Consider the following 24,820-nt stretch of genomic DNA (forward strand, 5'->3'; position numbering starts at 1 on the left):
TCGGCCTACGGTGCCGACGTGTCTGAATCACTGATCGTCGGGAGCGACGGCGTCACCCGCTGCTGGTGGTGCGGCGACGATCCGCTCTACGTCGCCTACCACGACCAGGAGTGGGGGCAGCCGACCCGCGACGAGCGCGAGCTGTTCGAACTCCTGTCGCTCGAGGCGTTCCAGGCAGGGCTGGCGTGGATCACCATCCTGCGCAAGCGTGAGGCATTCCGCGAGGCGTTCGACGGGTTCGACATCGCGACCGTGGCGGCGTACGGCGAACCGGAGATCGAGCGCCTGCTCGGCAACGCCGGCATCGTGCGGCACCGAGGAAAGATCGAGGCGACCATCCGGCTGGCGAACCTGTGCCTCGAGCTCGCCGACGAGGACACCTCACTCAGCGAGTTCGTGTGGTCGTTCGCCCCGCCAGCGAGGTCGGCCCCGCTGACGTCGATCGACGAGGTCCCCGACAACACCGAGGTCGCCGTCGAGCTGTCGAAGTCCCTGAAGAAGCGCGGCGCCAAGTTCGTCGGCCCGACGATCGTCTACGCGTTCTTGCAGTCCGCGGGCATCGTCGACGACCACCTCGCTGGCTGCCACCGCGCACCCTGAAGGGCGAAGCCCGTCCCGGCTGACCAGCCCTGACGTTCCTCGAACCCCATCGTTCCTCGAACCCCATCGTTCCTCGAACCCCATCGTTCCTCGAACCCCATCGTTCTGGTGAACAGCTGCGTCATCTGGTGGTGCCGATCGTTCACCAGAACGGGGTGTGGGGGTGGGGGTGCGTCAGAGTTGGTCCATGTAGGTGTCGGTGCCGGGGATGGTCGGTTTGAACGGGCCGGCCCAGAGCAGGCGGCCGGTTTCGGCGATCGACTCGCCCCACGCTGCGACCTCGGCCATGACCGTCTCGGCCGGGGCGTCGGCGAACCACAGCGTCAGTTGGCGGTTGCGCGTGTTCTCGAAGCGCTTCTGCGTCAACGGAGCGTCCTCCGGCATCGGCGCGGGATGTGATCGCTCGACCAACTCGGTGACGCCGCCGGCCAGGTCGGGGTCGGCCGGCCATTCCTTGTCGTGGCGTTCGATCCAGGCCGCGACCACCGTCTGGTAGCGGTGTTCGAGGGCGAGTTCGACCGGGGTGCCGTCGGCGTCGCGTTCGGCGGTGGAACGGTGGGTGTACAGGTTGGTGTGGACGTGCTCTCGATGCGGGAACATCCGGCCGTTGTCGTGGAGCCAGCGCACCTGGCGTGACCCCCAGTCGAAGTGGTCGCCCATCTTCCCGTCGATGACCCAGTAGATCGACAGCGTCGACCCGTCGTGCTCGCCGAACAGGTCGGGTTCGTCGCCGATCCGCATGGCCTTGAGGTCGGCCGTGGCCACGAACCGTGCGCCGCTGAAGAGCCACGGGCCGATCATGCAGCCGGCGTAGAAGTGATCCCGCTCGTACCAACGGTTGTAGGCGACCTCGTGGCCGGGATGGGGCTCGATCATCGTGAACAGGTAGCTGCCCAGCTTGATCTCGCCGCCGACGTCCATCTCGTACTCAGCCATGGCGCGCACACTAGGGCGAAATCTGACACCGCGTCAGATTCGGATACGCTGGCGGACATGGCTCACATCCCGCGCATCGTCTCCGTCGATGACCACGTCATCGAGCCTGCCAACGTCTGGCAGGACCGGCTGCCGTCGAAGTACGCCGACGTCGGTCCCCGCGTCATCCAAGAGGCCGGGAACATGAACTTCGTCGGCGGGAACTTCACCTACGAACCCGACCCGGACGGCCAGTTGTGCGACTGGTGGGTGTACGAGGACAAGCGTGTCCCGCAGACCCGTCTGTCGGCTGCGGCCGGCTTCGACCGCGATGAGGTCAAGGTCGTCGGCATCACGTACGAGGAGATGCGAGACGGGTGCTACGACCCGAAGGCCCGTCTCGAGGACATGGACGTCAACCATGTCGAGGCGTCGTTGTGCTTCCCGAGCTTCCCCCGCTTCTGCGGTCAGACGTTCATGGAGGCCGACGACAAGGTGCTCGCGAAGCTCTGCGTCGAGGCCTACAACGACTGGATGGTCGACGAGTGGTGTGGCGATTCCGGTGGGCGTCTGATCCCGCTGTGCATCATCCCCCTGTGGGACGCCGAACTGGCGGCCGCCGAGATCCACCGCAACGCGGCCCGCGGGGTGCGAGCGGTGTGCTTCAGTGAGATCCCTCCGTACCTCGGCCTGCCGAGCGTCCACGACGCCGACGGGTACTGGGAGCCGTTCGTCCGGGCATGCGAGGAGACCCAGACGGTCATCAACATGCACATCGGCTCGTCGTCGAAGATGCCCTCGACGTCCGACGACGCTCCGGCGGCCGTGGGGTCGACGCTGACGTTCAACAACGCCATGGCATCGATGAGCGACTGGCTCTTCTCCGGGCTGCTCGAGAAGTTCCCGTCGGTGAAGATCGCGTACTCCGAGGGTCAGATCGGCTGGATCCCCTACATCCTCGAACGGGCCGACAAGGTCTGGGAGGACAACCGGGCCTGGGGCGGTGTGGGCGACAAGGTGCCCGAGCCGCCGTCGACCTACTACTACCGCCAGATGTACGGCTGCTTCTTCGACGACGAGGTCGGCCTCGAGATGCTCGACCGGGTCGGTGTCTCGAACATCACCTTCGAGACCGACTACCCGCACTCCGACTCGACGTGGCCGCACACCAAGGAGGTGGCCGAGAAGTTGATGGGCCACCTGCCCGACGACGTCATCCGCAAGTTGGTCCGGGGCAACGCCATCGAGATGCTCGGCCTCGACCTCGAGGCCTGACGACGACGGTGGATCAGTCGTCGTCCTCGGTCGGCGACGGCCGGGTGATGCCGACGAGGTCGATGCGTCCGTCGGACCGATCACGAAGGTAGAGGACCTTGGCGGCGCCGATGATCGGTGTCGCGATGAGTGCGCCCGGCACGCCGGCGACGGCACCGCCGATCATGGCAGCGAGCATCGTCGTCGGCGGTGTGAGGTCGACGGCCTTGCCGACCACGGCCGGCTGGATGACGTTGTTCTCGATGTTCTGGTAGACGAGGAACACCGCCGCGGCGATGGCGGCGACCACCGGCCCCTCGGTGAGGGCCAGCAGCACGAGGAACGAGCCGCCGAGGAACCCGCCGATCTGCGGGATCAGGTTGGTGAGCGCCGACCACAGCCCGGCCAGGGGCGCCAGCGGGATGCCGAGCGCGAGCGCGAGCGTCAGCACGACGAGTCCATTGAGGATGGCGACGAACAGCGATCCGGCGAAGTAGTTGCCGAACGTCCGGTAGACGATCTGGCCGATCGCGTCGATCTGCTCGCCGCGCTCGGGCCGGACGACGGCTCGGAAGCGCTCGACGAGTCGTGCGCCGTCGAGCATCACCGCGACCGCGGTCACGAGGACGACCACGGTGGTGAGGAGTCCGCCGAGGAGGTCTTCTGCGTAGCGACGGATGGAGGCGTTGTCGAGCGTCGAGGGCAACTCGTCGATCGCGTTCTCGACCGCCATCGCTGCGTCGCGTTGTTCGAGTTCGGCGCCGACGATCGGCCAGCTGTAGGCGTCCTCGATGGTCGCCGGGAGGTCGTCGCGGAGACTGCTGGCCTGGTCGATGGCCGCGGGTCCGAGGACGACCAGGACCCCGAGGAAGACCATGCCCAGGATCGTGCCCACGAGTCCGACCGCCGTCCCGCGCTGCCACCGGAAACGCTTCTGGACGCGGACCACCACGGGGTCCAGCGCCAGTGCCAGCACGATCCCCACGCCGATCTTGGTGAGCATCGACGGCGCCTGCTGGACGAGTGCGAGGACGGCCGCGGCGCCGAGCGCGACCACCAGGAGACGGACGACCGATCCGGCGTCGATCTCCGCGATGGTGCGATCTGGCGGTGCTCCGACCTCGTCTGCATCACCGATGGGCTGCGACACGATCGGTACCGTACGGGCCGGTGTCGGACCTGACGCGGATGACGAGTGACGTGCGGGTGCGGACGATCCGCCTCACGTGGACGTCGGCCGTGCTGGCGGTCGGTGCGGTGATCGGCTTCCTGGTCCTGCGCGGTGCGTTCGTGGCCGCCCACCGGGTGCTGGGATGGACGGCGGCGGCCATCGCCGTGGCGGTGTTCATCGAGCCCGTCGTCGATCGACTCGGTCGCTGGATCCCTCGGGTGCTCGCCGTGATCCTCACGTTCCTCGTCGTGGCCGGCGCCGCCGGAGCCCTGGTGTTCGGCACAGTCGACGACCTCGACCGCGAGGTGGGTCGGCTCAAGGACGTGACACCCGATGCGATCGAACGTCTCGAGGCCCGCGATGACGAGGTCGGTCGCATCGCCTCCGAGATCGACCTCTCGACACGGGCCGAGACGTTCCTCGATGCGCTCGACGAGCGCGTCGGCAGCGGCGGTGGTGCGCTGGCGGAGAACGCGCCGACCGCCCCCGTGTACTTCGTGTCGGCGATCCTGTCGATCTTCCTCCTCGTCTACGGCCCGGCGATCGCGAAGGGGGCGATCGACCAGGTCACCGGACCGCGCCATGACCTCGTGATGACGGTGGTGACCGTTGCGGCACACCGCGCTCGACGGACGGTCTCGGCCCTCCTCGGTCAGGGCGTCGTGGTCGGCCTCCTCACGTTCGGCTTCGCCGCGTCCATCGACCTGCCGGCACCGATCGTCCTCGGGCTGCTTGCGGGCGTGACCGCGATGCTCCCCGACGTCGGCATCCTCATGGGGACGTTCCCGACGGTCGCGCTCACCGCGGCGCTCGAGGGCGTCACCATCGCCGCCGTCCTCCTCGCGTGCATCCTCGGCGTGCAGCTGTTCGAGGCGTTCTACATCCGTCGCCGGATCCGTGACTTCGGAGTCGACGTCGGCCCGGCGGTCATGTGGATCGTGGCGCTGGTGGGCTTCACGGTCTACGGGCCGGGCATGGCCTTCTACGGCGTGGCGTATGCGATCTTCGCCCTCGCCGTCATCGACCAGATCCCCGCCGCACGGAAGGCCGCCGAGGCGGCGGAGGCCGCTGAGGCGGCGGAGGCCGCGGAGGCGGCTGAGGTGGTCTGACTCAGCGCTCCCAGGGTGCGCTGTGGAGGAGGATCTCCTCGGTCGGCGCGGTCTGGAGTCGGTCCATGTCGGCGAAGGTGACGAGGTCTTCGTTGATCTTCGCCATGGCGTCCTGCCACGGCAGCGCCGGCTCGCCGACGCCGTAGAACCGGCTGGGGTCGAGCAGGTCGTCGGCGGCGAACACCTCGGTCACGATCGCGTCGGCGGTCGGGCCGTCGCCCAACGCCCGGGTGACCACGTTGCGGATGTACCGCTTCACCGGGTGGATCTCGAAGGTGAGCTCCGAGTGCGAGCCGTGCCAGCGCCGCCAGAAGGTCTCGTGGTCGATCGAGTCGATCTTGGGGAACGCTGTGAGGAGGGCGATGCCGGGGGAGCGGATGCCGTCGACCCAGTCGCGCGCCGTCCACTCGAGGGGAACCGACTCGGTGAGCAGGTAGGGCGTGGTCCGAGCCGTCGCCGGGAGTTGGTCGCAGATCTCGGTCACCTGCTCGTGGCGGTCGACCCACACGGTGAGCCCGGACGACAGGACGAAGCCGTCGGGGTCGTCGCCGTAGCGGAACGCGGCGGCATCGCCGGTGTGTTCGACGTAGGCGGTGGCCCAGTGGCCGGCCCGACAGATGCGGTCGGCTGCGGTGAGGAGCGCATCGGTGTCGGGGGCATCGTCGCCGCGGCGCCAACGCATGATCGCGAGCTTCTCCATCAGATCACTCCGGAGGTCCGGTCAGGTCGGGCATGCCCAGGGGGAGGTTGGTGGTCTCGATGCCGCCGTCGACGGCGAGGACCCGTCCGGTCACGTACGACGACGCGTCCGATGCCAGGTACAGCGCGGCGGCGGCGATGTCGTCCGTGACGCCGATCCGGCGCATCGGTGTGTTGTCGACGAGTGCCTTGGTCAGCCCCTCGTCGGTGGTGACGAGCTCGAGCGCCGGCGTGTCGATCGCCCCGGGTGCGATCGCGTTGACCCGCACCCGGGGCGCCAGGTCGTGGGCGAGGTTCTTCGTCATCGCCAGCATGGCGGCCTTCGCCGTGCCGTATCCCAGGAACCCCCGCTCGGGGTAGAGACCGGTGGCCGATGCGATGTTGACCACAGCGCTGGTGTCGTGCGCGAGCAGGTGTGGTGCAGCGAGCTGGGTCAGGTTGAACGCGGTCATGACGTTCCACTCGAGGGCCTTGCTCATCGCCCGCTCGCTGGTGTCGAGGAACGCCGTCGGGAACGAACCCCCGGCGTTGTTGACCACGACGTCGATCCGGCCGAACTCGGCGGCGACCGCGTCGACGTAGCCCGCCATCGCGTCGCGGGTGGTCAGGTCGGCGGGATGCACCAACGCCTTCACGCCGTGCGCTTCGATGCGCTCGGCGACGGCGTCGAGGTCGCCCTCGGTCCGGGCCGAGATCGCGACGTCGGCGCCGGCCTCGGCGAACGCCTCGGCGATGGCGGCGCCGATCCCACGGCTGGCGGCGGTGACGACGGCGACGCGCCCGTTCGAGTCGGAACAGTTCGAGGACCATGGCGGCCGACTGTACGTCACGTTTCTGACGGTGTGTCAGATCGGTGTACCGTCCCGACCATGACTGCGTCGTATCGACTGTTGATCGGTGGCGAGTGGGTCGAGGGGGAGCGGGGCACGTACCCGATCATCAACCCGGCCACCGAGCAGGAGGTGGGCGGGGCTCCCGAAGCGTCGGTCGCTCAAGCCGTCGCGGCGACCGAGGCCGCCGCCGCGGCCTTCCCGGCGTGGAGCCGGACGACGCCGGAGCACCGGGCCGATCTCCTGGCCAAGGCCGCCGACCTGGTGCGGAAGCGGATCCCCGATCTGGTCGAGCTGGTGCAGGCCGAGACCGGCGCCACCATGCGGGTCGCGAAGACCATGCAGCTCCCCAGCGTCGCCGACCGTCTCGACCGCTATGCGCGTGGCGCCACCGAGCAGCACTCGATCGCCTTCCCGCCGGCCGAGATCCCGACCACGCCGCTGGCCCCGGGCGCTCTGATGGGTGCGGTGGTCGAGCGTCGTCCCGTGGGCGTCGTGGCCTGCATCACCCCGTACAACTTCCCGGCGGTGAACTGCGCAGGCAAGATCGGCCCGGCGTTGGCCATGGGCAACACGGTGGTGATCAAGCCGGCGCCGCAGGACCCGTTGGCCGTCATCCGCCTGGTCGAGGTGTTCGACGAGGTCGGCTTCCCGCCGGGCGTGGTCAACATCATCACCGGCTCGGGGCCCGAGGTGGGCGAGGCGATCGTCGCCAGCCCCCACACCGACATGATCTCGTTCACCGGCTCGACCGGCGTCGGCCAAGCCATCGGTGCTGTCGCCGGGGGCTCCATGAAGCGACTGCTCCTCGAACTCGGCGGCAAGGGCGCTGCGGTCGTCTTCGACGATGCCGACCTCAAGAAGGTCATCCCGCAGCTCGTGTCGACCTGGGCATTCCACTCCGGTCAGATCTGCACGGCGCCCACCCGGATCATCGCCCACCGCGACGTGTACGAACCGCTCCTCGCCGGCATGGCCCAGGCGGCAGGACACCTCAAGGTCGGCGACCCGACGGCCAAGGACACCGTCGTCGGGCCGGTCATCACCGAGACGCACCGCGACCGGGTCCAGGGCATGATCGATGCCGGGAAGACCGCAGGCGCGTCGGTGCGGGCGGGCGGCGAGCTGCCCGACATCGACACCGGCTACTACATCGCCCCGACCCTCCTGGCCGACTGCAAGGCCGACGACACCGTCGTGCAGAGCGAGTTCTTCGGACCGGTGGTGGTGGCGATGGCGTTCGACGACGAGGACGAGGCCATCGCCTTGGCCAACGGAACCGAGTTCGGGCTCTACGACTACGTCTTCAGCGGCGACACCGGCAGAGCCATGCGCGTCGCACGGCAACTCCGGTCGGGCAACGTCGGGCTCAACACACTCCAGCGACATCACGAGGCTGCCTTCGGTGGCATGAAGCAGTCCGGTGTGGGGCGCGACGGTGGGAGTTTCGGGCTCCATGCGTACAGCGAGATGCAATCGGTGATCTGGCCGAGCTGATCGCGGCAGAATCGGGCGCATGGCCCACACGTTCCAGGTGACCGTCGACGCCGCCGACCCACGCGGGCTCGGCGCCTTCTGGTGCGAGGTGCTCGGCTACGTCGAGCAACCCCCGCCGCCGGGATTCGACACCTGGGAGGACGCACTCGACGCGTTCGGGATCGACCGGTCAGACCCCAACCGTGCGTTCGCGATCGTCGACCCCGAGGGTGTCGGTCCGCGGGTGTTCTTCCTCAAGGTCCCCGAGGGGAAGACCGCCAAGAACCGGTTCCACCTCGACGTGCATCTCGGCGACGGCCGTGGCGCCAAGGCTGCCGAGCTCGAGGCCCTGGGGGCGACGATCGTCGGGCACTTCGACGAGCCCGAGGGCTCGTGGATCGCGATGCTCGATCCCGAGGGGAACGAGTTCTGCCTCAACTGACGGGGCAGGTGACCGTGAACGTCCCCTCGATGATCACGGAATCGTCGTCACGGTCGACGAACGTCGCCGTGCCCTCCGCGTGGTTGCCGTCGGGCGAGAATCCCCACTCGACCTCGGAGGCTCGTTCGGGGAGCTTCGTGGTCCACGCTCCGCCGTCGATCTGGAACTCCAACTCGGGAGTGAAGGTCGCGTTGAACGGCAGCGTGACGAAGAGCGTGTTGAAGAACCCCTCGGCGCCGACCTCGGGCACGGGATCGCCGGCAGCGTCGACGTTCTTCATGATGGCCTCGAGTTGGTCGGCGAACTCGCCGTGGCGGCAGTAGCCGTCGCGCTCGTCGTCCGGGTCGCCGACATCCAGGAACTCGTAGGTCGAACCGTCGATGGTCAGCGTCGCGACCCCTTGGTCCACCGGTGCCACGGCATCGACCTCGTAGGGGCTCTCCGTGGAGTCGCTTTCCGGGTTGCCTTCCGGGTCACTGCTCTCCGCACCGTCGCCGACGTCGGAACCGCCCGTCTCGGTCGCCTGGTCGCCGCCGGCCGGCGCAGCGTCGTCGTCGGAACTGCCGCACGCGCTCGCTGCCAGGACCAGTGCGACACCTGCGGCAGCGATCCGTGCTCGGCTTCTGTTGGATCCTCGGTGCAGCCTCATCGATCGAACGTACGTCGGAACTCTCCGACGACCGCTACTCAAACGGGGCGGACGATTACTCAGTGAGATCGGGGCTCAGGCGCCGGGAACCGACACCGTGGTGGTGTCGACGCCGGAGCGCAGCACCTTGCCGGGGACGTCGCCCGTGGTCTCGCCGTCACGGACGATGGGCACGCCGTTGACCATGACCAGGTCGACGCCGACGGCATCGCACATCAGTCGGGACGACTCGCCGGGGAGGTCGTCGACGAGTCGGACCATGGTGGCGTCGATCGCTTCGGGGTCGAAGACCCACAGATCGGCGTGGAAGCCCTCGGCCACCTGGCCACGGTCGGTGATGCCGAACAGGGCCGCGGGCTCGGTCGTCATCATCTGGATGGCTCGCTCCATCGTGGTGAGCTTGCGGCCGCGGAGACAGTCGCCGATCCACTTGGTCGGGTAGGGAGCGCCACACATGCGGTCGAGGTGGGCGCCGGCATCGGAGCCACCGATCATGACGTGCTCGTTGTCCCAGATCTCGGCGCGCAGGGCCCACGAGTCGGGATCGTTGTCGGTGGCCGAGGGCCACACGACGGTGCGCAGGTCGTCGGCGAGCACGATCTCGATGAGGGTGTCGAACGGATCGGTGCCACGCTCGGCCGCGATCTCGTGGACCCGTCGGCCGGTCAGTCCCTCGTTCTCGTCCGAGTAGGTGTCACCGATGACGTAGTTCGGGAAGTCGATGATGCGACGAAGCGCGCCTGACGTCTTGTCGGCGGCGTCAGCGGCCATCTGACGTCGGACCTCGGGGTCGCGGAGTCGTGGCATGCGGTCGGCCACGCTGTCGGCGAGCACGTCGCCCCAACCGGGCAGCATGTTGAGCGCGCAGAACGAGTGAAAGTTCATGTTCATCGGCACGAGGATCGGCATGGTCAGCGCGATGATCCGACCGCCGCGCTCTGCGGCGGTCTCGCCCGCCTGGATCTGGTGCCAGGTGCGCTCGGGATCGGCGCTGTCGACCGAGAGCACGTTCCAGTTGATGGGCCGTCCGCCGCGCAGGCTCATGTCGGTGAGGAAGGCGACCTCGTCGTCGGAGAACATGTCGAGGCAGCCCTCGACGATGACCTCGAGGGTCGTGCCTTCGTTCGCCTTCACCACGTCGCACAGGGCGAGGATCTCGTCGTCGGTGGCCCACCGCGAGGCCACGGGCTTGCCGTCGCCGTCCTGGTGGCCGGACCGCCCGGTCGAGAACCCGAGGGCCCCTGCCTTGAGCATCCCGTCGAGGAGTGCGGCCATCTCCTCGGTCTGCTCTGGTGTCGCCTCGGACCCGACCGCGTCCTCGCCCATGACGTAGCGGCGGATGGCGCAGTGCCCGGCCATGAAGGCGGCGTTCACGCCGATGTTGCCGTCGAGGCGGTCGAGGTACTGGGGGAACGACTCCCAGTTCCAGTCGACGCCGTGTTCGAGTGCCGGGAGCGGCATGCCCTCGACCCGGGCCATCATCCGTCGGAGGTAGTCGCCGTCGCCGGGTGTCAGGGGCGCGAGGCCGAAGCCACAGTTGCCGTTGACGATGGTCGTGACGCCGTGGAAGTTCGACGGCGTGGCCAGCGGATCCCAGAGGAGCTGCGCGTCGTAGTGGCAGTGGGGGTCGATGATCCCCGGGGCCACGATCCGTCCGGTGACGTCGATGATCTCGCCGGCTTCCGCGTCGGCGGCGATGTCACCGACCGCCGTGATGCGCCCGTCCGTGACGCCGACGTCGGCGAGACGGGCCGGGGCGCCGGTGCCGTCGACGACGGTGGCGCCCCGGAAGATGAAGTCGAATCCCTTGGCTGGTCGCTGTGCTGACACGCTGTCGAGCGTATCTGACACACCGTCAGATACGCGACGGGTGATGAGCGTCAGCCGGTGAACGTCGGTGTGGACGTGACCGCCTCGGCGGCGGGAGAGACGTCGATGTCCTCGGGCGTGCTGGTCGAGGTCGTGCTGGTCGGAGTCGAGGTCGTGGACGTCGACTCGGGCTCAGGCGTCGAGAGGCTGATGGTCTCCAGGTACTGGGCGGCGTCGAGCACGGCCAGCCTGTGCGAAGCCCAGTCACGCAGGAACCAGACGTCGTCGCAGTCCGCTTCGGAGTACTCCGAGTCGCCGCCGAAGATGAAGTCGTCGAGGGCCTCGACGGCGGCGATCAGATCGGCGTCGGTCTCATCGGCGACGGGGTTGTCGTCCCAGCATTCGGCGAATGCCGTCGCGAACGCAGCGCTGGCGCTGGCGTCGGCATCGGCGGCGATCAGATCGAGGGCCCGTTGGTCGGGGTCGGCGCTGTCGAAGTCGATGAAGTGGTCGTCGAGGAGGTGCATCCCGGTGGGCGACTCCAACGTGTGCTCGTCGGGAATGCCGGCGACCCGGAAGGCGACGCTCAGCACTGGCCCGATGTCGGTGACCTCCTGGTGGAGATTGACGGACGGGTAGGCGTAGTGCCCCGGCCCGGGGAAGGGGACATCACCCAGGAACCCCCCGTACCAGTCGTCTTCGTCCCACTCCTGCTCGGTGATCTCGGTCGGCGTGCACTCGACAGTGCCTTCCTCGCCCTCGATGACGAGCACCACGCCGGTGTCGTCCGGAACGGCGTGATCGACGCCGTCTTCGCCGTTCGTGTCGGCGACATCGAACTCGACGACGTTGGCCCCACCCGCTCGCTTGCCGAAGCCGAAGTACGCCTCGCACGACTGGAGGACGCCACCGCCTGCGGCGGCTCCCGCCGTCGCGTCGACGGCGGCCGGCTCGGCCAGCGCCGGCGCGACGTTCGTGGTGGTGACGACAGCGCCGACGGCCGTGACCGCAACCGTCACACCGCCGACGACTGAAGTCATGCGATGGCCGTGGACTCGATCACTCATCAGAACGCTTCTTCCGCTGTCCGTCGATAGGTCCGTCGGACCCTACGGCCTACGCGTCGTCAGCGGTTCGATCCGAAGGATCCATCGGTGGCATGACCTCGTCGAGCGGTGCGATGCGGTCGGGGTGACGGAGTCCGGCCACCAGTGACTGGCCCATGGTCGTGCGTCGCCCGTCGCTGCTTAGCCGCCCCGGCCATCCATGGAGTTGGTGGTACGCCGATGCCGCGTAGATGAGGGCGGAGGCGACGTGGCGGCGCCGCCACTGGTCGCCGACGTAGACCTGGTCGACCACGGCCTCGTCCGTCCACCAGCGGATGGCGCCCACTTGGTCGTCGTTCGCGACGGGTAGGTGGAAGAACGTCGCATCGTTGACCACCGAACCTGCCGGGATCGCGTCGTGGGCGTAGCCGACGAGGGTCATCGCCGGGCGTGATCCGCCACGCTCGGGCAACGCGACGAACCACATCGCCGGAGCGCCGGGCACGGCATCGGGATTCACCTGCACCCACGGTCGGCCCTCGCCGTCGAGCGCGGCATGCCAGATCTCGAAGCAGTCGGCGATGTCTCCAGGTTCCTCGACGATGTTCCCATCGGGGTGGTGGTCGCTGAAGTAGCACCGGGTCTGCCACCGCCCACCGGGTAGCGCTCCGATTCGGTGGTACCAGGCGTTCGTGCCCGAAGTCGGTACCGGATCGTCGTCGTTGTCGGCCACGAGCGAACGCTACGCGTCTATTCACGCCCCGTCGGATCGAAGCGGACACCGGTGAGCGCAGCCTCCACGATCCGCCTCGGTGCTTCGTTCAGCCAGAAGTTGGTCGAGAGCCGTCGCGGATGGCGGACGTGACGCTTTCCGTCGCGCACGGCGGCCACCGTGCGGTCGGCGAGCACGTCGGGCGCGAGTTTGGGGAGGAGTTGGAGGCGTTCGAATCGCCGCCGGACGTTTCCCGGTGTGCCGGTCATGTCCTCGTAGCGGTCCCACATCTCGGTGTCGACCGGCCCGGGGGCGACGATCGTGACGCCGACGCCGTGCTTGCGCACCTCCCAACGCACCGAGCCGGCGAAGTTCATGATCCCGGCCTTGGTCGCCGCGTAGTGGCTCATCGTCGGGAACGATGCCGTACCGGCGAGCGACGAGAGGTACACGAGGTGGCCCGATCGCCGTTCGAGCATGCCGGGGAGCACCTGGCGGGTGAGGACCATCGGCGCCTCGACGTTGAGGCGGGTCACGCGTCGGATGGTCTGGATCTCGATCGCCGCTGCTGGGCGTGACGAGTCCAGCCCGGCGTTGTTGACGAGGACGTCGATCGGGCCGTGGGCGGCCTCCACGTCGGCGATGAAGCGGTCGGTCTGCTCGGGGTCGAGCAGGTCGACGGGGTGCGCCAACCCGCCGGTCTCCGCCGCCAGGGCCTCGAGCTTGTCGACCGACCGGGCGGCGAGGACCACGGTGCTGCCGGCGGCAGCGAAGGCCCGTGCCAGCGCGGCGCCGATGCCCTGCGACGCCCCGGTGACGACGACGGTCTTCCCTCGCAGCTCCATGGCGGGAGTGTGACACGGTCCGGAGCAGTTGTCTCCGCGAAACTAGAACGTGTTACAGTTTTGGCCATGTCTTCCGGAAGTACGGCGCTCAACGGACTGGTCTGGACCGGCGAACTCGAAGTTCGCGACGACATCGAGCTGCGGGGTCTGCGCAGCGGCGAGGTGCGGGTTCGCATCGAAGCCGCGGGCCTGTGCCACTCGGACGTGTCGGTGGTGAACGGCAACATCCCGTTCCCGACGCCCGTCGTGCTCGGGCACGAGGGTGCCGGCGTGGTCATCGAGGTCGCAGACGGCGTCACGAGCGTCAAGGAGGGCGACCACGTCGTCCTCACGACGCTCGGCAACTGCGGGTCGTGTGCTGCGTGTGATCGTGGCGAACCGACCCACTGCCGCTCGACGATGGGCCGCTTCGGGCGCCCCTTCACCGTCGGTGGCGAGAAGGCGTTCCAGTTCGCCAATACCGGCGTGTTCTGTGAGGAGACGGTCGTCCTCGAGAACCAGGCCGTCGTCATCCCCGACGACATCCCGTTCTCGAGCGCCTGCCTCGTCGGCTGTGGCGTGGTCACCGGCGTGGGTGCCGTGCTCAACCGAGCGAAGGTCCGGCCGGGCGAGACGGTCGTGGTCATCGGCACCGGCGGCATCGGGCTCAACGTGCTCCAGGGTGCGCGCATCGCCGCCGCCGGTCGCGTCATCGCCATCGACATGAACCCGGCCAAGGAGGCCGAGGCCAAGCGCTTTGGCGCCACCGACTTCATCGACGCTTCCGCCACCGAGGACACCACGGCGGCTGTGAAGGAACTGCTCCCCAACGGCGCCGACCACGTCTTCGAGTGCGTCGGGCATCCCGCGCTGATCCGCCAGGCGATCGACATGCTCGACTGGGGCGGCAACTGCGTCCTGGTCGGTGTGCCCAAGCTCGGCACCGAGGCCAGCTTCGTGGTCAACGACCTGTACAACGACAAGTCGATCATGGGCTGCCGCTACGGCACGACCCGGCCGCACCACGACATCCCGATGCTCCTCGGCCTCTACCAGCAGGGTCGGCTCATGCTCGACGAGCTCGTCTCGTGCACCTACCCGATGGCCGACGTGCAGCAGGCGCTCGACGACCTCCACGACGGCAAGCTCAACCGCGGCGTGTTCGACGTCTCGGGTTCGTAACTCCAGGAAGGCAACCCCGATGGAATTCGGCATCTTCGCCCAACTCTTCGTGCCCAAGTTCGAGCGCGAGGCCAACCCGCGCGCCGAACACGACCGCATCATGCGCAATGTCGACGTCGCAGTCGCCGCCGACCAGAACGCCTTCAAGTACGTGTGGGCGCCGGAGCACCACTTCCTCGACGAGTACAGCCACATGCCAGGACCCGAGGTCTACGGCAGCTTCGTCGCGGCCAAGACCGAGCGGATCCACATCGGCTCGGCCATCTTCAACATCACCGCCAAGGTCAACCACCCGGCTCGTATCGCGGAGAAGGTCGCGCTGATGGACCACCTCTTCGGGGGACGGTACGAGTTCGGGACGGGCCGCGGCTCGTCGACGACCGAGGTGTTCGGCTTCGACATCCCGGATCTCGAGGTCACCAAGGAGATGTGGGAGGAGTCGATCCGCGAGATCCCCAAGATGTGGAAGCCCGGCACCTACTCCTACGAGGGCGAGTTCTTCCGGCTGCCCGAGCGCGAGGTCTTCCCGAAGCCCAACGGGTGGGGTCACCCGGCGATGTGGGTCGCGGCCGGTTCGCCTCCCACCTTCGGCAAGGCGGCCGAGAAGGGTCTCGGCACCTTCTGCTTCACCACGGGTTCTCCCACCCGCCTCGCTCCGCTCGTCGAGAACTACAAGAAGGAGATCGGCAACGCGACGCCGGTCGGCGACTACGTGAACGACAACATCATGGGCGTCACCAACATGGTGTGCATGGAGGACCGCAACAAGGCCTTCGAGGTCGCGGCCGGGATGCAGATGAACTACTACTCGAGCCTCGCCTTCCACTGGCTCGACAACATCCCGAAGCCGAAGGGTCTGCCCGAGTGGCCCGAGCGCCTGCCCGAGCCCACCCCGGAGATGGTCGAGAAGATGGCCGACGACGGCCTCGCCATCGTCGGCGACCCCGACGACTGCGCCCGTGGCGTGCAGGCCTGGGCCGACTGCGGGTTCGACCAGCTGACCTTCAGCCCGACCACGAACACGCTCGACACCGAGTCGGTCATCGCGTCGATGGAGCTCTTCGGCAAGGAAGTGATCCCGCAGTTCGACAAGGACCCGGAGCACTCCACCACCCGGTACCGCCGTGAAGCCGCAGCCAAGGCCGGAGCCACCTACCAGCCCTAGGGTCTGCTCCCATGAGCGTGAAGGACATCGTGCGCGAGCTCGCGCAGCAGGTCTCCAACTGGGGGCGCTGGGGCGACGACGACGAGCGAGGCACGGTCAACCTGATCGATGCCGCGGCCGTGCTCCGCGGTGCTGCCGCCGTCGTGGACGGGCAGTCCGTCTCGCTGGCGATCCCAGCCGACCCCACGGGGCCCCGACTCATGGGGCAGGCGTCCCGTCTGCCTCCGCTGCGCACCCTGACGATGCGCAACTTCGCCTGGACCGGCGATCCGTCCACGGGTGAACTCAACGACGACACCGTGACGATGGGACTCCAGTCGGGTACCCACTGGGACGCCCTCAGCCATGTGGGCTACGACGGCATGCTCTACAACGGTTTCCCCAACACCACCGTGACCGTCGAGGCGGGCGCCACCCGTTGCGGCATCGACAAGGTGGGGGCGATCGTCACCCGCGGCGTCCTGCTCGACATCGCCCGCACGCAGGCGACCGACTGCCTCGACCACGGTGCCTTCGTCACGCCGCAGCAACTCGACGACGCCCTCGGCGTCGCCGGAGTCATCCTCGAACCGGGCGACGTCGTGTTGATCCGCACCGGGCAGATGGGCCGGTTCCTCGCCGGTGATCGCAAGGCCTACGAGCACGGCTCGCCCGGCCTCGCCCCCGAGTGCGCGACCTGGTTCCGCCGCCACGACGTCGCGGCGTACGCGATCGACTCGCAGAACCCGGATCCGTTCCCGCCCCAGGACGACTCGGTCTTCCTGCCGTTCCACCTGCTCGCGCTGCGCGACATGGGCATGCTGCAGGGGCAGAACTGGAACCTCGAGGCGCTGGCCGCCGCATGCCACGACGACCGTCGCTACACGTTCCAGTTGTCGGCGACACCGGAGCCCTTCACCGGAGCGAGCGGAGCCCCCGTCGCTCCCGTCGCGATCCGCTGATCCGATGGACATCGAGTCGTATCGGAAGGCGGTCCAGGCGCGCCTCGACCGTGTCCGCGCCGAAGACCTCGCCGCCGAGATCGCGGCCGGAGCGCTGGTCGTCGACACCCGCCCGGCCGAGCAGCGGGAACGAGACGGCGTGCTCGCCGGCGCCGTCGTGATCGACCGCAACGTGCTCGAATGGCGACTCGACCCCCGGAGCGAGTGGCGGATCCCCGAGGCCTCCGATCACGACCGGCGCGTGGTCATCGTCTGCAACGAGGGCTACTCGTCGAGCCTCGCAGCTGAGATGCTCCAGACCCTGGGGATGCGCCGTGCGACCGACCTCGTGGGTGGGTTCCAAGCGCTGCGTGCCGCAGGGCTGGCCTGACGTTCGATCACGCGAAGAAGCGGAGCACCTCGACGCGGTAGGGGAGGGTGAACTGGCCCCCGCGCTCGTCGATCGCGTCCCGTACCGCGCCGTGCAACTCGGCGCGGTGGTCGGGTTCGAGCAGTCGGTGGTCCGACTGCGTCTCGAGGAGACCGATCCACTGGTCGCTCGTGTAGGTCCGCTCCCAGCCGAGTTCGTCGCGTCGCACCGCAGTGAATCCGGTGGGCGGACGGCCGAGTTCGACGCCGGGCAGTTGGCCCTTGGGCCCGGTGCCTCTGCCACGGAGCGAACTCTGCATGTCGGGGGCCAGGCGGTCGTAGATCTCGTCGAGGGCTCCCCGCAGGTCGTCCTGGACGAACGCCGGGCGGTTCCAGAACAACGCCAGCACGCCGCCCGGCCGCAACAGGGCGGCGGCCTTGGCGAGGCCCCGGTCGTGGTCGATCCAGTGCCAGGCCTGCGCGCACGTGATGAGCGGCCAGTCGCTGCGGTCTCCGGCTCGGCACGCCTCGAAGTCGGTGGTCTCGATCGTCCAGGTGTCCGGCAGGTTCGTGCGTGCGATCGCTGCCATCTCGACACTCGGTTCCACGCCGATGCCCCGCAGCCCGCGCTCCGCCAGGGCGACTGCGGCCCGGCCGGTGCCGGTGCCGACGTCGAGCACGTCCTCCACCGATCCGTCGCCGACGAGGAGGTCGTACAGCGCGTCGGGGTAGCCGGGGCGATGACGTTCGTACTGCGCGGCCACCTCGCCGAACACGAGACGTTGCGGTCGGGCGCCGGACATCCTGTGATTGTCGCACCGGTGCGGGCCGCGTGCTCGCTCCAGATCTGACACCGCGTCAGATCCAGATCGCTACGATCGCCGCCATGTCGCTCGAGCCGACCACTGCATTCGCCGACCTGTGGGAGTTCGTCATCGACGAACTGGAACGCCGCGGTGAGACCGGGCGCGACGCCCTGGTGATCGTCGGCAACGACGACGACGGCACCGGACGTCGGACGTTCGCGCAACTCGAGGAGAACGCCAACCGTTTCGCCCAGCACCTCACGTCGCTCGGCGTCGGTGTCGGCGATCACGTGGCGCTGTATCTCGAGAACCGTCCGGAGTACCTCGAGGCGATGCTCGGCGCGTTCAAGATCCGCGCCGTCCCCATCAACGTCAACTTCCGTTACGTCGAGTCCGAGCTGCAGTACCTGCTGCACGATTGCCAGGCACGTGTCGTGCTGCACGAGCGCCACTTCCGCGACCACCTCGAGGCGGTGCGTCCGCAGCTCCCGGACGTCGAGCACACGATCGAGATGGGCGCCGAGTACGACGCGGCCATCGCCGGTGCTGCTGCCACCCGGCCCACCATCGAGCGCAGCGGTGACGACCACTACGTCCTCTACACCGGTGGGACCACCGGGATGCCCAAGGGCGTGGTGTGGCGCCAGGACGACGCCTTCTTCGCCTGCCTCGGCGGCGGTGACCCCATGCGCATGCTCGGTCCGGTCGACGAGGTGGGCCAACTCGCCGATCGCATCGTCGACGGATTCTGCGCGGTCCTCCTCGCGCCGTTCATGCATGCGGCCGGATCGTGGGTGACGCTCATGTGGGCGCTGGCCGGTGGGAAGTCGGTCCTGCCTCGCGGAACGCTCGACCCCGAACTCGTGTGGGACACGGTCGAGGCCGAGGGAGCCAACATGATGACGGTCATCGGCGATGCCGTCGGCCGGCCGATCCTCGACACCTGGCTCGCGCATCCCGGCCGCTGGGACGCGACCAGCCTCTTCTCGATCTCGAACGGCGGCGCACCGATGTCTGCGGCTCTCAAGGCCCGCATCGCCGAGGCGTTTCCGAACATCGTGCTGGTCGACGGATTCGGGTCGTCCGAAGCCGGTGCACAGGGGAGTTCACGGTTGGGCGCAGACGACATCAAGTCGGCCCGCGGCGTGGCGCAGTTCCAGCCGATGGACGACACGACCGTGGTGTTGGGCATCGACGACACACCGCTCGCTCCCGGATCCGACGAGACCGGCCGGGTGGCGCGCCGGGGACGGCTGCCGATCGGCTACCTCGGCGACCCCGACAAGACGGCGCGTGCGTTCGTGACCATCGACGACGAACGATGGCTGATCACCGGTGATCTCGCCCGTGTCGCCGCCGACGGGACCATCGAACTCCTCGGGCGCGACTCGGCGACGATCAACACCGGCGGCGAGAAGGTGCACGGCGAGGAGGTCGAGAACGTCCTCAAGGCCCACCCTTCGGTCTACGACGTGATCGTGGTGGCGGTGCCCGACGAGCGATGGGGGTCGTCGGTGTGCGCCGTGGTCCAGCCGGCACCCGGTGTGTCGCCGACCCTCGAGGACCTCGTCGAGCACTGCAGCGGCCAACTCGCCCGCTATAAGCACCCACGTCACCTCGTGGTGGTCGAGACCGTGGTCCGTTCGCCCGCCGGCAAGGCGGATCTCCGCTGGGCCGCGGCCGCAGCGAACGAGTCGGTCAACGGCTGAGGAAGTCGCGCAGGTGGTCGACCCACCCGGAGGTGTCGCCGATGCGGCTCGTCACGTGCAGGTCTGCCGCCGGGAGGAGGTCGCGCAGCCGCTCGGCCGTCCGCACGGGATGGATCGGGTCGAATCGCCACGCCAGCACCAACGTCGGGGCGGTGATCTCCGCGATGGCGACCGGGTCCGGCAGGTCGGACTCCGCCGCACCGCGCAGGACGAGGGCCCGTCGGCGAGACCGCCCGATCGGAAGACGCTCGGAGACCATCCCGCCGAAGCGGTAGAGCCCGGCGGACCGGCTCCGCGACTCCCACGCTGTCGGTGGCAGGGCGAGAACCAGGCGATCGACCCGCTCGGGAGCCGTCACCGCAGCCCACAGGGCGGTGGCCGCGCCCATGGACGCTCCGCCGATCGAGAAGCTGTGCAGACCCTGCCGGTCGGCGAGCGCCAGTGCATCTCGGGCGAGTGACGGCCACCGGCATTCCCCGGATGCTGTCGGCGTCGGCGACTCGCCGTGGCCGCGTGCGTCCCAGCGGACGAGTCGGACGTCGGGGAGGTCGACGTCCGGCCACTTGATCGGTCCTGAGGAGTCCTCGGAGGCCATGCTCGAGAGCAGGCCGTGGCCCCACAGGAACGGGAGGCCGTCGCCCACGGTCGAAACGGCGAGAGGAGCGGGCACGGCGCGAATCTAGGATGCGCCGGTGTCCGAACCCGCCGTGCTCGCCGAACCCGCGGTCCGGACGGGCGCGGGCATCGCCGCCACCGGCCTCGCGGTGACCATCTGGGGCGCGGCATCGGTGCTGGTCAAGTCGATCGACGGGATCGACGGCGTCGGCATCAGCTTCTACCGGCTCCTGTTCGGGACCGTCCTGTTGTCGGCCGTCTACCTGGCGACGGGTGCCCGGTTCAGCCGTCGGATGCTGTGGCTGTGCATCCCCGGCGGCATCGCCTTCGGCCTCGACATCCTCCTGTTCTTCTCGGCGTTGCGCGAGACGTCGACCGCCAACGCCACCGTCATCGGCGCGCTCCAGCCGATCCTGCTCCTCCCGATCGGGATCCGGATGTTCGGCGAGTCGGTCGATCGCCGGGTCATGGCGTTCTCGTTCGTCGCCGTGGCCGGGACGGCCGTCGTGGTCTTCGGCGGCAGCGGGTTGCCGCAGTGGAGTCCCTACGGCGATCTCCTGGCGACCGGAGCGCTCTGCACGTGGACCGCCTACTTCGTGGCGTCGAAGTCCGCCCGCAAGGAACTGGGCGCCCTCCAGTACTTCACCGGCCTCACCGTCGTGGCGTTCGTCATCGTCACGCCGTACACGTTCGTGTCGGGGGCCGATGTCAGCCCTGGCGACGGGAGCGACTGGATGGCGATCATCGCCGTGACCGTCTTCAGTGGGGCGCTGGGCCACGTGCTGCTCAACTGGTCGCACGGACGTGTCCCGCTCCAGGTGATGTCGCTCCTCACCTTGTTGGTCCCCGTCGTCGCCACGGTCGGAGCGGTTCTCTTCCTCGACGAGCCCGTCGACGGACTCCAGTGGGTGGGGATGGCGGTGGTGCTCGCCGCCCTGGCCGTGGTGGCCAGGCAGAGTGCGCGAGCGGAGACGGCCTGAGGCGTCGATAACGTCGTGCGCATGGAGCTCCACGACCAGATCCGCGAAGCGCTCGAGCTGCAGGCCATCGAGGCCGACGGTGAGAACGCAGCCAGAGTCATCCAGGCGGCGATCATGGACCACACCGCCATCGGCGTCGGCGACGCGCTGCTCGATGCCGGTGCCGTGGTGCTGCGACGCATGGTGCTCGAGACCGAACAGGCCCTCGTGGCACCCGACCTGCTGAGCCGACTGGCCCTCGACGGCGCCGTTCCCGAGGAGCGCATCGAGTTGCTCACCGACACCATGACGATGGCCGCGGCGACCGCCGGCGGCATCCGTCCCTCGGTCGAGGCGCTGGTCACCCGCGTCGGGGTCGAGAACGCCATGTTCGGGCTCTGGCTCGGGCTGCTCACGCTCATCCGTGTGACGGCGATGGTCCTCGACCACACCGAGGCCGAGCTGGTCGAGGACGTCCTGAACTCGCTCGAGCCCATCTAGTATCTGACGCGGTGTCAGAAACCGCGACGGATTCCTGCAGGGGGAGAGCGCAGCAATGATCGAAGGACGCAATCTGTGGGAGCTGGTCGAGGCCCGAGCCGCGGCCACGCCCGACGCCGTGATGCTGATCGACCAGGAGGGGACCGAGGTCACCTTCGCGGGCTACAAGGAGCAGGCCGAACGGGCAGCCGCCGGCTTCCACGATCTCGGCATCCGTGCCGGCGACGTCGTCTCCTGGCAACTCCCGACCTGGCCCGAGACCATCGTGTTGGTCGCCGCGCTCGCCCGGATCGGTGCCTCGCAGAACCCGATGCTGCACATCTACCGCGAGCGCGAGGTCGGCTTCGTCACCGCACAGGTGAAGCCGAAGCTCCTGGTCGTCCCCGGCGTGTGGCGTGACTTCGACTTCGAGGCCATGGCCCGCTCGATCGCTGCGGCGCAGCCAGGGCTCGACGTGCTCGTCGCCGACCATGCACTTCCCCAGGGCGATCCGGCCACGCTTCCACCCGCACCCGTCGGCACCGACGATCCTGCCGATGCGCCGGTCCGCTTCTACTACTACACGTCGGGGACCACGGCGGATCCAAAGGGTGCGCAGCACACCGACATGACGATCGACGCCGCTGCCCGCGGGATGTGCGACCAACTCGAGGTCACCGAGTCGGACCGGATCGGCTGTGTGTTCCCGTTCACCCACATCGCCGGTGCGGTCTACGTCGTCAGCGCCCTGCGCTACGGCTGCACGATGATCGTGGTCGAGGCGTTCGACGCCCAGACGACGCCCCCACTCCTGGCGAAGTACGGGGTCACGCTCGCCGGCGCCGGGACGCCGTTCCACATGGCGTACCTCGCCTACCAGCGCGCCAACCCCGACGCCGCGCCGCTGTTCCCCGAGGCCCGTGCCTACATCGGCGGCGGTGCCCCGAAGCCTCCGCAACTCCACCACGACATCAAGAACGAGATGGGTGGCGTCGGCATCGTGTCGGGCTACGGCATGACCGAGGCACCGATCGTGACCATGGCGTCGGTCCGCGCCGCCGACGAGGAGCTGGCCAACACCGAGGGCGAGCCGGTCGAGGGCGTCGACATGCGCCTCGTGAAGCTCGACGGGTCGATCGCCGGGGCCGGCGAGGAGGGGGAGATCCGGCTCAAGGCGCCGATGCTCATGCGGGGCTACACCGACCCCGCGCTCGACGTGGCCGCCTTCGACGAGAACGGCTACTTCAAGACCGGCGACCTCGGACGTTTCACCGCGGCGGGGAACCTGATGATCACCGGCCGGGTGAAGGACATCATCATCCGCAACATGGAGAACATCTCGGCCAAGGAGGTCGAGGACCTGCTGTTCTCGCATCCGGGTGTCGCCGACGCCGCCGTCGTCGGTCTGCCCGACGACCGGACGGGTGAGCGTGTCTGCGCCGTGGTCGTTCCGGCGGACCCCGCGTCGCCGCCCACCCTCGCCGATCTCCTCGAGTGGACGGTCGAGAAGGGTCTGGCCAAGCAGAAGACGCCAGAGCAACTCGAGATCGTCGACGTCTTGCCGCGCAACCCCACCGGCAAGGTGCTCAAGTTCGAACTGCGCGACCGGTACGGCGCCTCCTGAAACGTCAGGTGTCGCGGACGGCGGCGTAGGCCTCGCGCACGGCATCGGGGTCGATGCCGCTCGGCTCGGTGATCGTGCCCTCGCCCAGACCCCACGCGTCGATGACCTCGTCGGGGTTGACCCCGGCCAGCGCAGCGGCCGCCTGGACGCAGGCGCCCTTGGCCACGTGCTCTTCGCCGTCGACGGTCATCACCGGGCGTTCCGAGAGGTCGGCCAGGATCTGGCGATAGGCGGCCGAACGAGCGCCGCCACCGACGAGCCGGATCGGCGTGTTCGACAGCGGGACTCCGGCAGCGTGCAGCGCGTCGACGCCGTCGAGGAGCGAACAGATCACTCCCTCGAACGCGGCTCGCGCGATCTGCTCTCGGGTCGCATCACTGCGCAGTCCGCGGATCTCGCCCGTCGCGGTCGGTCGGTCGGGGGTCCGCTCGCCGTCGAGATAGGGGAGCAGGACCATGCCGCCGGCACCGGCGTCCTGGGACATCGCCATGGTGCCGAGGGTGTTCTCGTCGACGCCGAGCAGGCGGGCGACGGTCGCGGTGACCTTGGTGGCGTTGTTGGTGCACACCAGCGGCAGGAAACGGCCCGTGGCGTCGGCGAACCCGGCGACCGCGCCGGTGGGGTCGGCGGTGGGCTGCTCGGCGACCGTGAACGCAGTCCCGCTGGTCCCGAGCGAGAGGCAGGTCTGACGGGGCCGGAGCCCGATGCCCAACGCCGCCGCCATGTTGTCACCGGTGCCGGCCGCGACGATGGGGCGGCCGCGCAGCCCGACCAGTTCGTGGACGGGTGCAGCCAGCCAGTCGGCACGCGCTGCGGGACCGAGCACCTTGGGAAGCCGGTCGAGCCAGCCGGCCTCGCCCACCGATGGATCGAGGCGGCGGAGGATGTCGGGACGCCACTGGCCCTGGGTAGGCGACCAGTAACCCGTGCCCGACGCGTCGCCCCGGTCGGTGACGACCCGTCCGGTCAGTCGGAAGGTGAGCCAGTCGTGGGGGAGCATGATCCGGCCGATGCGGTCGAACACCGCGCGCTCGTGGCGTGACAGCCAGGCGAGCTTGGTGACCGTGATCGCCGCACGCGGGACGAGCCCGACCGACGATGCCCACCGTTCGGCGCCGAACTGCTTCACGAGCTGCGCCGCCTCGGGCGCCGACTCGGTGTCGTTCCAGAGCTTGGCCGGACGCAGGACGGCCCCGGCCTCGTCGGTCACGATCATGCCGTGCTGCTGACCGGCGACCGAGATGGCGGCGATCTCCCGCTCGCCGGTCTGCCGGATCGCCTCGATCAGCGCGGTCCACCAGGTCGACGGGCTCTGCTCGCTCCGCGGCGGCGTGGTCACGGGGTGTGGCGATCGTCCGGTGGCCACGAGGGCTCCGGTGTCGGCATCGCGCACCTCCACCTTGGTCGACTGCGTCGACGAGTCCACTCCGAGCACCAATGACATGGCGGGTAGTC

Annotated in this window: 24 protein-coding genes and 1 pseudogene; 13 read left to right on the forward strand and 12 right to left on the reverse strand. The window is 68.8% G+C overall.

All coding sequences use genetic code 11. The features are described from left to right. Positions 1 to 18: 18 nt before the first annotated feature. A complete protein-coding gene (locus AB8619_RS04430) occupies positions 19 to 600 on the forward strand; it encodes a DNA-3-methyladenine glycosylase I (protein WP_436795249.1) in 582 nt (193 codons plus the stop codon). 174 nt (positions 601 to 774) lie between these two features. Here the strand turns inward: AB8619_RS04430 and AB8619_RS04435 are convergent, their stop codons facing one another. Continuing rightward, positions 775 to 1,536, reverse strand: a complete 762-nt coding sequence (locus tag AB8619_RS04435; protein ID WP_436795250.1) for a hypothetical protein — start codon at positions 1,534 to 1,536, stop codon at positions 775 to 777. Between the two features lie 57 nt (positions 1,537 to 1,593). On the opposite strand from AB8619_RS04435, the gene AB8619_RS04440 reads away from it, so the two are divergent. Next, positions 1,594 to 2,790: an amidohydrolase family protein gene (locus tag AB8619_RS04440; RefSeq protein WP_436795251.1), complete on the forward strand. Its 1,197-nt coding sequence runs from the start codon at positions 1,594 to 1,596 to the stop codon at positions 2,788 to 2,790. A 13-nt stretch (positions 2,791 to 2,803) separates the two neighbouring features. Here AB8619_RS04440 and AB8619_RS04445 read toward each other — a convergent pair whose 3' ends face one another. After that, positions 2,804 to 3,919, reverse strand: coding sequence for an AI-2E family transporter (locus AB8619_RS04445; RefSeq protein ID WP_436795252.1), 1,116 nt, complete (start codon positions 3,917 to 3,919; stop codon positions 2,804 to 2,806). Positions 3,920 to 3,939: 20 nt separating this feature from the next. Between AB8619_RS04445 and AB8619_RS04450 the strand changes: the two genes are divergently transcribed. Next, on the forward strand, positions 3,940 to 5,049 hold the full coding sequence (locus tag AB8619_RS04450) for an AI-2E family transporter (RefSeq protein ID WP_436795253.1): 1,110 nt from the start codon (positions 3,940 to 3,942) through the stop codon (positions 5,047 to 5,049). A gap of 1 nt (position 5,050) precedes the next feature. Here AB8619_RS04450 and AB8619_RS04455 read toward each other — a convergent pair whose 3' ends face one another. Beyond that, a complete protein-coding gene (locus tag AB8619_RS04455; RefSeq protein ID WP_436795254.1) occupies positions 5,051 to 5,749 on the reverse strand; it encodes a hypothetical protein in 699 nt (232 codons plus the stop codon). Positions 5,750 to 5,753: 4 nt separating this feature from the next. Further along, positions 5,754 to 6,558: pseudogene (locus AB8619_RS04460) on the reverse strand (glucose 1-dehydrogenase). Between the two features lie 59 nt (positions 6,559 to 6,617). On the opposite strand from AB8619_RS04460, the gene AB8619_RS04465 reads away from it, so the two are divergent. Beyond that, positions 6,618 to 8,075 carry an aldehyde dehydrogenase family protein gene (locus AB8619_RS04465; RefSeq protein WP_436795255.1) on the forward strand — a complete coding sequence of 486 codons (1,458 nt, stop codon included), beginning with the start codon at positions 6,618 to 6,620 and terminating at the stop codon, positions 8,073 to 8,075. Positions 8,076 to 8,094: 19 nt separating this feature from the next. Continuing rightward, on the forward strand, positions 8,095 to 8,496 hold the full coding sequence (locus AB8619_RS04470) for a VOC family protein (RefSeq protein ID WP_436795256.1): 402 nt from the start codon (positions 8,095 to 8,097) through the stop codon (positions 8,494 to 8,496). Here AB8619_RS04470 and AB8619_RS04475 read toward each other — a convergent pair. From AB8619_RS04475 to AB8619_RS04495, 5 genes are all read right to left on the reverse strand, one after another. Continuing rightward, on the reverse strand, positions 8,489 to 9,145 hold the full coding sequence (locus AB8619_RS04475) for a hypothetical protein (protein ID WP_436795257.1): 657 nt from the start codon (positions 9,143 to 9,145) through the stop codon (positions 8,489 to 8,491). The genes AB8619_RS04470 and AB8619_RS04475 overlap by 8 nt on opposite strands. A gap of 75 nt (positions 9,146 to 9,220) precedes the next feature. After that, positions 9,221 to 10,975: an N-acyl-D-amino-acid deacylase family protein gene (locus tag AB8619_RS04480; RefSeq protein WP_436795258.1), complete on the reverse strand. Its 1,755-nt coding sequence runs from the start codon at positions 10,973 to 10,975 to the stop codon at positions 9,221 to 9,223. Positions 10,976 to 11,025: 50 nt separating this feature from the next. Further along, positions 11,026 to 12,021: a hypothetical protein gene (locus AB8619_RS04485; protein WP_436795259.1), complete on the reverse strand. Its 996-nt coding sequence runs from the start codon at positions 12,019 to 12,021 to the stop codon at positions 11,026 to 11,028. A 49-nt stretch (positions 12,022 to 12,070) separates the two neighbouring features. Beyond that, positions 12,071 to 12,733 carry a hypothetical protein gene (locus AB8619_RS04490; protein WP_436795260.1) on the reverse strand — a complete coding sequence of 221 codons (663 nt, stop codon included), beginning with the start codon at positions 12,731 to 12,733 and terminating at the stop codon, positions 12,071 to 12,073. Positions 12,734 to 12,750: 17 nt separating this feature from the next. Beyond that, entirely contained in the window at positions 12,751 to 13,557 is an 807-nt protein-coding gene (locus tag AB8619_RS04495) for an SDR family NAD(P)-dependent oxidoreductase (RefSeq protein ID WP_436795261.1), read from the reverse strand. Between the two features lie 66 nt (positions 13,558 to 13,623). Between AB8619_RS04495 and AB8619_RS04500 the strand changes: the two genes are divergently transcribed. From AB8619_RS04500 to AB8619_RS04515, 4 genes are read left to right on the forward strand one after another with little or no spacing between them, the layout of a single operon-like run. Next, entirely contained in the window at positions 13,624 to 14,718 is a 1,095-nt protein-coding gene (locus tag AB8619_RS04500) for a Zn-dependent alcohol dehydrogenase (RefSeq protein ID WP_436795262.1), read from the forward strand. A 19-nt stretch (positions 14,719 to 14,737) separates the two neighbouring features. Continuing rightward, positions 14,738 to 15,883 (forward strand): LLM class flavin-dependent oxidoreductase, encoded by a 1,146-nt coding sequence (locus AB8619_RS04505; RefSeq protein WP_436795263.1) that lies wholly within the window; start codon positions 14,738 to 14,740, stop codon positions 15,881 to 15,883. Positions 15,884 to 15,894: 11 nt separating this feature from the next. After that, positions 15,895 to 16,824 carry a cyclase family protein gene (locus tag AB8619_RS04510; RefSeq protein WP_436795264.1) on the forward strand — a complete coding sequence of 310 codons (930 nt, stop codon included), beginning with the start codon at positions 15,895 to 15,897 and terminating at the stop codon, positions 16,822 to 16,824. 4 nt (positions 16,825 to 16,828) lie between these two features. Beyond that, positions 16,829 to 17,194 (forward strand): rhodanese-like domain-containing protein, encoded by a 366-nt coding sequence (locus AB8619_RS04515; protein ID WP_436795265.1) that lies wholly within the window; start codon positions 16,829 to 16,831, stop codon positions 17,192 to 17,194. Positions 17,195 to 17,201: 7 nt separating this feature from the next. Here AB8619_RS04515 and AB8619_RS04520 read toward each other — a convergent pair whose 3' ends face one another. Beyond that, a complete protein-coding gene (locus tag AB8619_RS04520) occupies positions 17,202 to 17,975 on the reverse strand; it encodes a class I SAM-dependent methyltransferase (protein WP_436795266.1) in 774 nt (257 codons plus the stop codon). 83 nt (positions 17,976 to 18,058) lie between these two features. Here AB8619_RS04520 and AB8619_RS04525 point away from each other — a divergent pair, with 83 nt between their 5' ends. Further along, complete coding sequence (locus AB8619_RS04525; RefSeq protein WP_436795267.1) at positions 18,059 to 19,687, forward strand: AMP-binding protein; 1,629 nt, start codon at positions 18,059 to 18,061, stop codon at positions 19,685 to 19,687. Here AB8619_RS04525 and AB8619_RS04530 read toward each other — a convergent pair. Further along, positions 19,677 to 20,357 (reverse strand): alpha/beta fold hydrolase, encoded by a 681-nt coding sequence (locus AB8619_RS04530; protein ID WP_436795268.1) that lies wholly within the window; start codon positions 20,355 to 20,357, stop codon positions 19,677 to 19,679. The two genes, AB8619_RS04525 and AB8619_RS04530, sit on opposite strands and share 11 nt — an antisense overlap. A 22-nt stretch (positions 20,358 to 20,379) precedes the next feature. Here AB8619_RS04530 and AB8619_RS04535 point away from each other — a divergent pair, with 22 nt between their 5' ends. Genes AB8619_RS04535 through AB8619_RS04545 form a run of 3 tightly spaced genes read left to right on the forward strand, consistent with a single transcriptional unit; the run spans position 20,380 to position 23,365 of the window. After that, on the forward strand, positions 20,380 to 21,282 hold the full coding sequence (locus tag AB8619_RS04535) for a DMT family transporter (protein ID WP_436795269.1): 903 nt from the start codon (positions 20,380 to 20,382) through the stop codon (positions 21,280 to 21,282). A gap of 21 nt (positions 21,283 to 21,303) precedes the next feature. Beyond that, the gene (locus AB8619_RS04540; protein ID WP_436795270.1) at positions 21,304 to 21,762 is read left to right on the forward strand and encodes a hypothetical protein; all 459 of its coding nucleotides are present in this window, start codon (positions 21,304 to 21,306) and stop codon (positions 21,760 to 21,762) included. A gap of 55 nt (positions 21,763 to 21,817) precedes the next feature. Continuing rightward, positions 21,818 to 23,365, forward strand: a complete 1,548-nt coding sequence (locus AB8619_RS04545) for a class I adenylate-forming enzyme family protein (RefSeq protein ID WP_436795271.1) — start codon at positions 21,818 to 21,820, stop codon at positions 23,363 to 23,365. 4 nt (positions 23,366 to 23,369) lie between these two features. Here the strand turns inward: AB8619_RS04545 and xylB are convergent, their stop codons facing one another. Then, on the reverse strand, positions 23,370 to 24,809 hold the full coding sequence (xylB, locus tag AB8619_RS04550) for a xylulokinase (protein WP_436795272.1): 1,440 nt from the start codon (positions 24,807 to 24,809) through the stop codon (positions 23,370 to 23,372). Positions 24,810 to 24,820: the final 11 nt, after the last annotated feature.

The organism is Actinospongiicola halichondriae (assembly GCF_049103745.1).
In the GTDB taxonomy this organism is placed as follows: Bacteria; Actinomycetota; Acidimicrobiia; order Acidimicrobiales; family Salinilacustritrichaceae; genus Salinilacustrithrix; species Salinilacustrithrix halichondriae.

What these genes read in the sequence shown, in the direction of transcription:
- AB8619_RS04465 (WP_436795255.1), top strand. Translation starts at nt 6,618, where the DNA reads ATGACTGCGTCGTATCGACTGTTGATCGGTGGCGAGTGGGTCGAGGGG.
- AB8619_RS04435 (WP_436795250.1), bottom strand. Translation starts at nt 1,536, where the DNA reads ATGGCTGAGTACGAGATGGACGTCGGCGGCGAGATCAAGCTGGGCAGC.
- AB8619_RS04485 (WP_436795259.1), bottom strand. Translation starts at nt 12,021, where the DNA reads ATGAGTGATCGAGTCCACGGCCATCGCATGACTTCAGTCGTCGGCGGT.
- AB8619_RS04495 (WP_436795261.1), bottom strand. Translation starts at nt 13,557, where the DNA reads ATGGAGCTGCGAGGGAAGACCGTCGTCGTCACCGGGGCGTCGCAGGGC.
- AB8619_RS04440 (WP_436795251.1), top strand. Translation starts at nt 1,594, where the DNA reads ATGGCTCACATCCCGCGCATCGTCTCCGTCGATGACCACGTCATCGAG.
- AB8619_RS04525 (WP_436795267.1), top strand. Translation starts at nt 18,059, where the DNA reads ATGTCGCTCGAGCCGACCACTGCATTCGCCGACCTGTGGGAGTTCGTC.
- AB8619_RS04520 (WP_436795266.1), bottom strand. Translation starts at nt 17,975, where the DNA reads ATGTCCGGCGCCCGACCGCAACGTCTCGTGTTCGGCGAGGTGGCCGCG.
- AB8619_RS04515 (WP_436795265.1), top strand. Translation starts at nt 16,829, where the DNA reads ATGGACATCGAGTCGTATCGGAAGGCGGTCCAGGCGCGCCTCGACCGT.
- AB8619_RS04540 (WP_436795270.1), top strand. Translation starts at nt 21,304, where the DNA reads ATGGAGCTCCACGACCAGATCCGCGAAGCGCTCGAGCTGCAGGCCATC.
- AB8619_RS04510 (WP_436795264.1), top strand. Translation starts at nt 15,895, where the DNA reads ATGAGCGTGAAGGACATCGTGCGCGAGCTCGCGCAGCAGGTCTCCAAC.
- AB8619_RS04545 (WP_436795271.1), top strand. Translation starts at nt 21,818, where the DNA reads ATGATCGAAGGACGCAATCTGTGGGAGCTGGTCGAGGCCCGAGCCGCG.
- AB8619_RS04475 (WP_436795257.1), bottom strand. Translation starts at nt 9,145, where the DNA reads ATGAGGCTGCACCGAGGATCCAACAGAAGCCGAGCACGGATCGCTGCC.
- AB8619_RS04505 (WP_436795263.1), top strand. Translation starts at nt 14,738, where the DNA reads ATGGAATTCGGCATCTTCGCCCAACTCTTCGTGCCCAAGTTCGAGCGC.
- AB8619_RS04470 (WP_436795256.1), top strand. Translation starts at nt 8,095, where the DNA reads ATGGCCCACACGTTCCAGGTGACCGTCGACGCCGCCGACCCACGCGGG.
- AB8619_RS04455 (WP_436795254.1), bottom strand. Translation starts at nt 5,749, where the DNA reads ATGGAGAAGCTCGCGATCATGCGTTGGCGCCGCGGCGACGATGCCCCC.
- AB8619_RS04500 (WP_436795262.1), top strand. Translation starts at nt 13,624, where the DNA reads ATGTCTTCCGGAAGTACGGCGCTCAACGGACTGGTCTGGACCGGCGAA.
- xylB (WP_436795272.1), bottom strand. Translation starts at nt 24,809, where the DNA reads ATGTCATTGGTGCTCGGAGTGGACTCGTCGACGCAGTCGACCAAGGTG.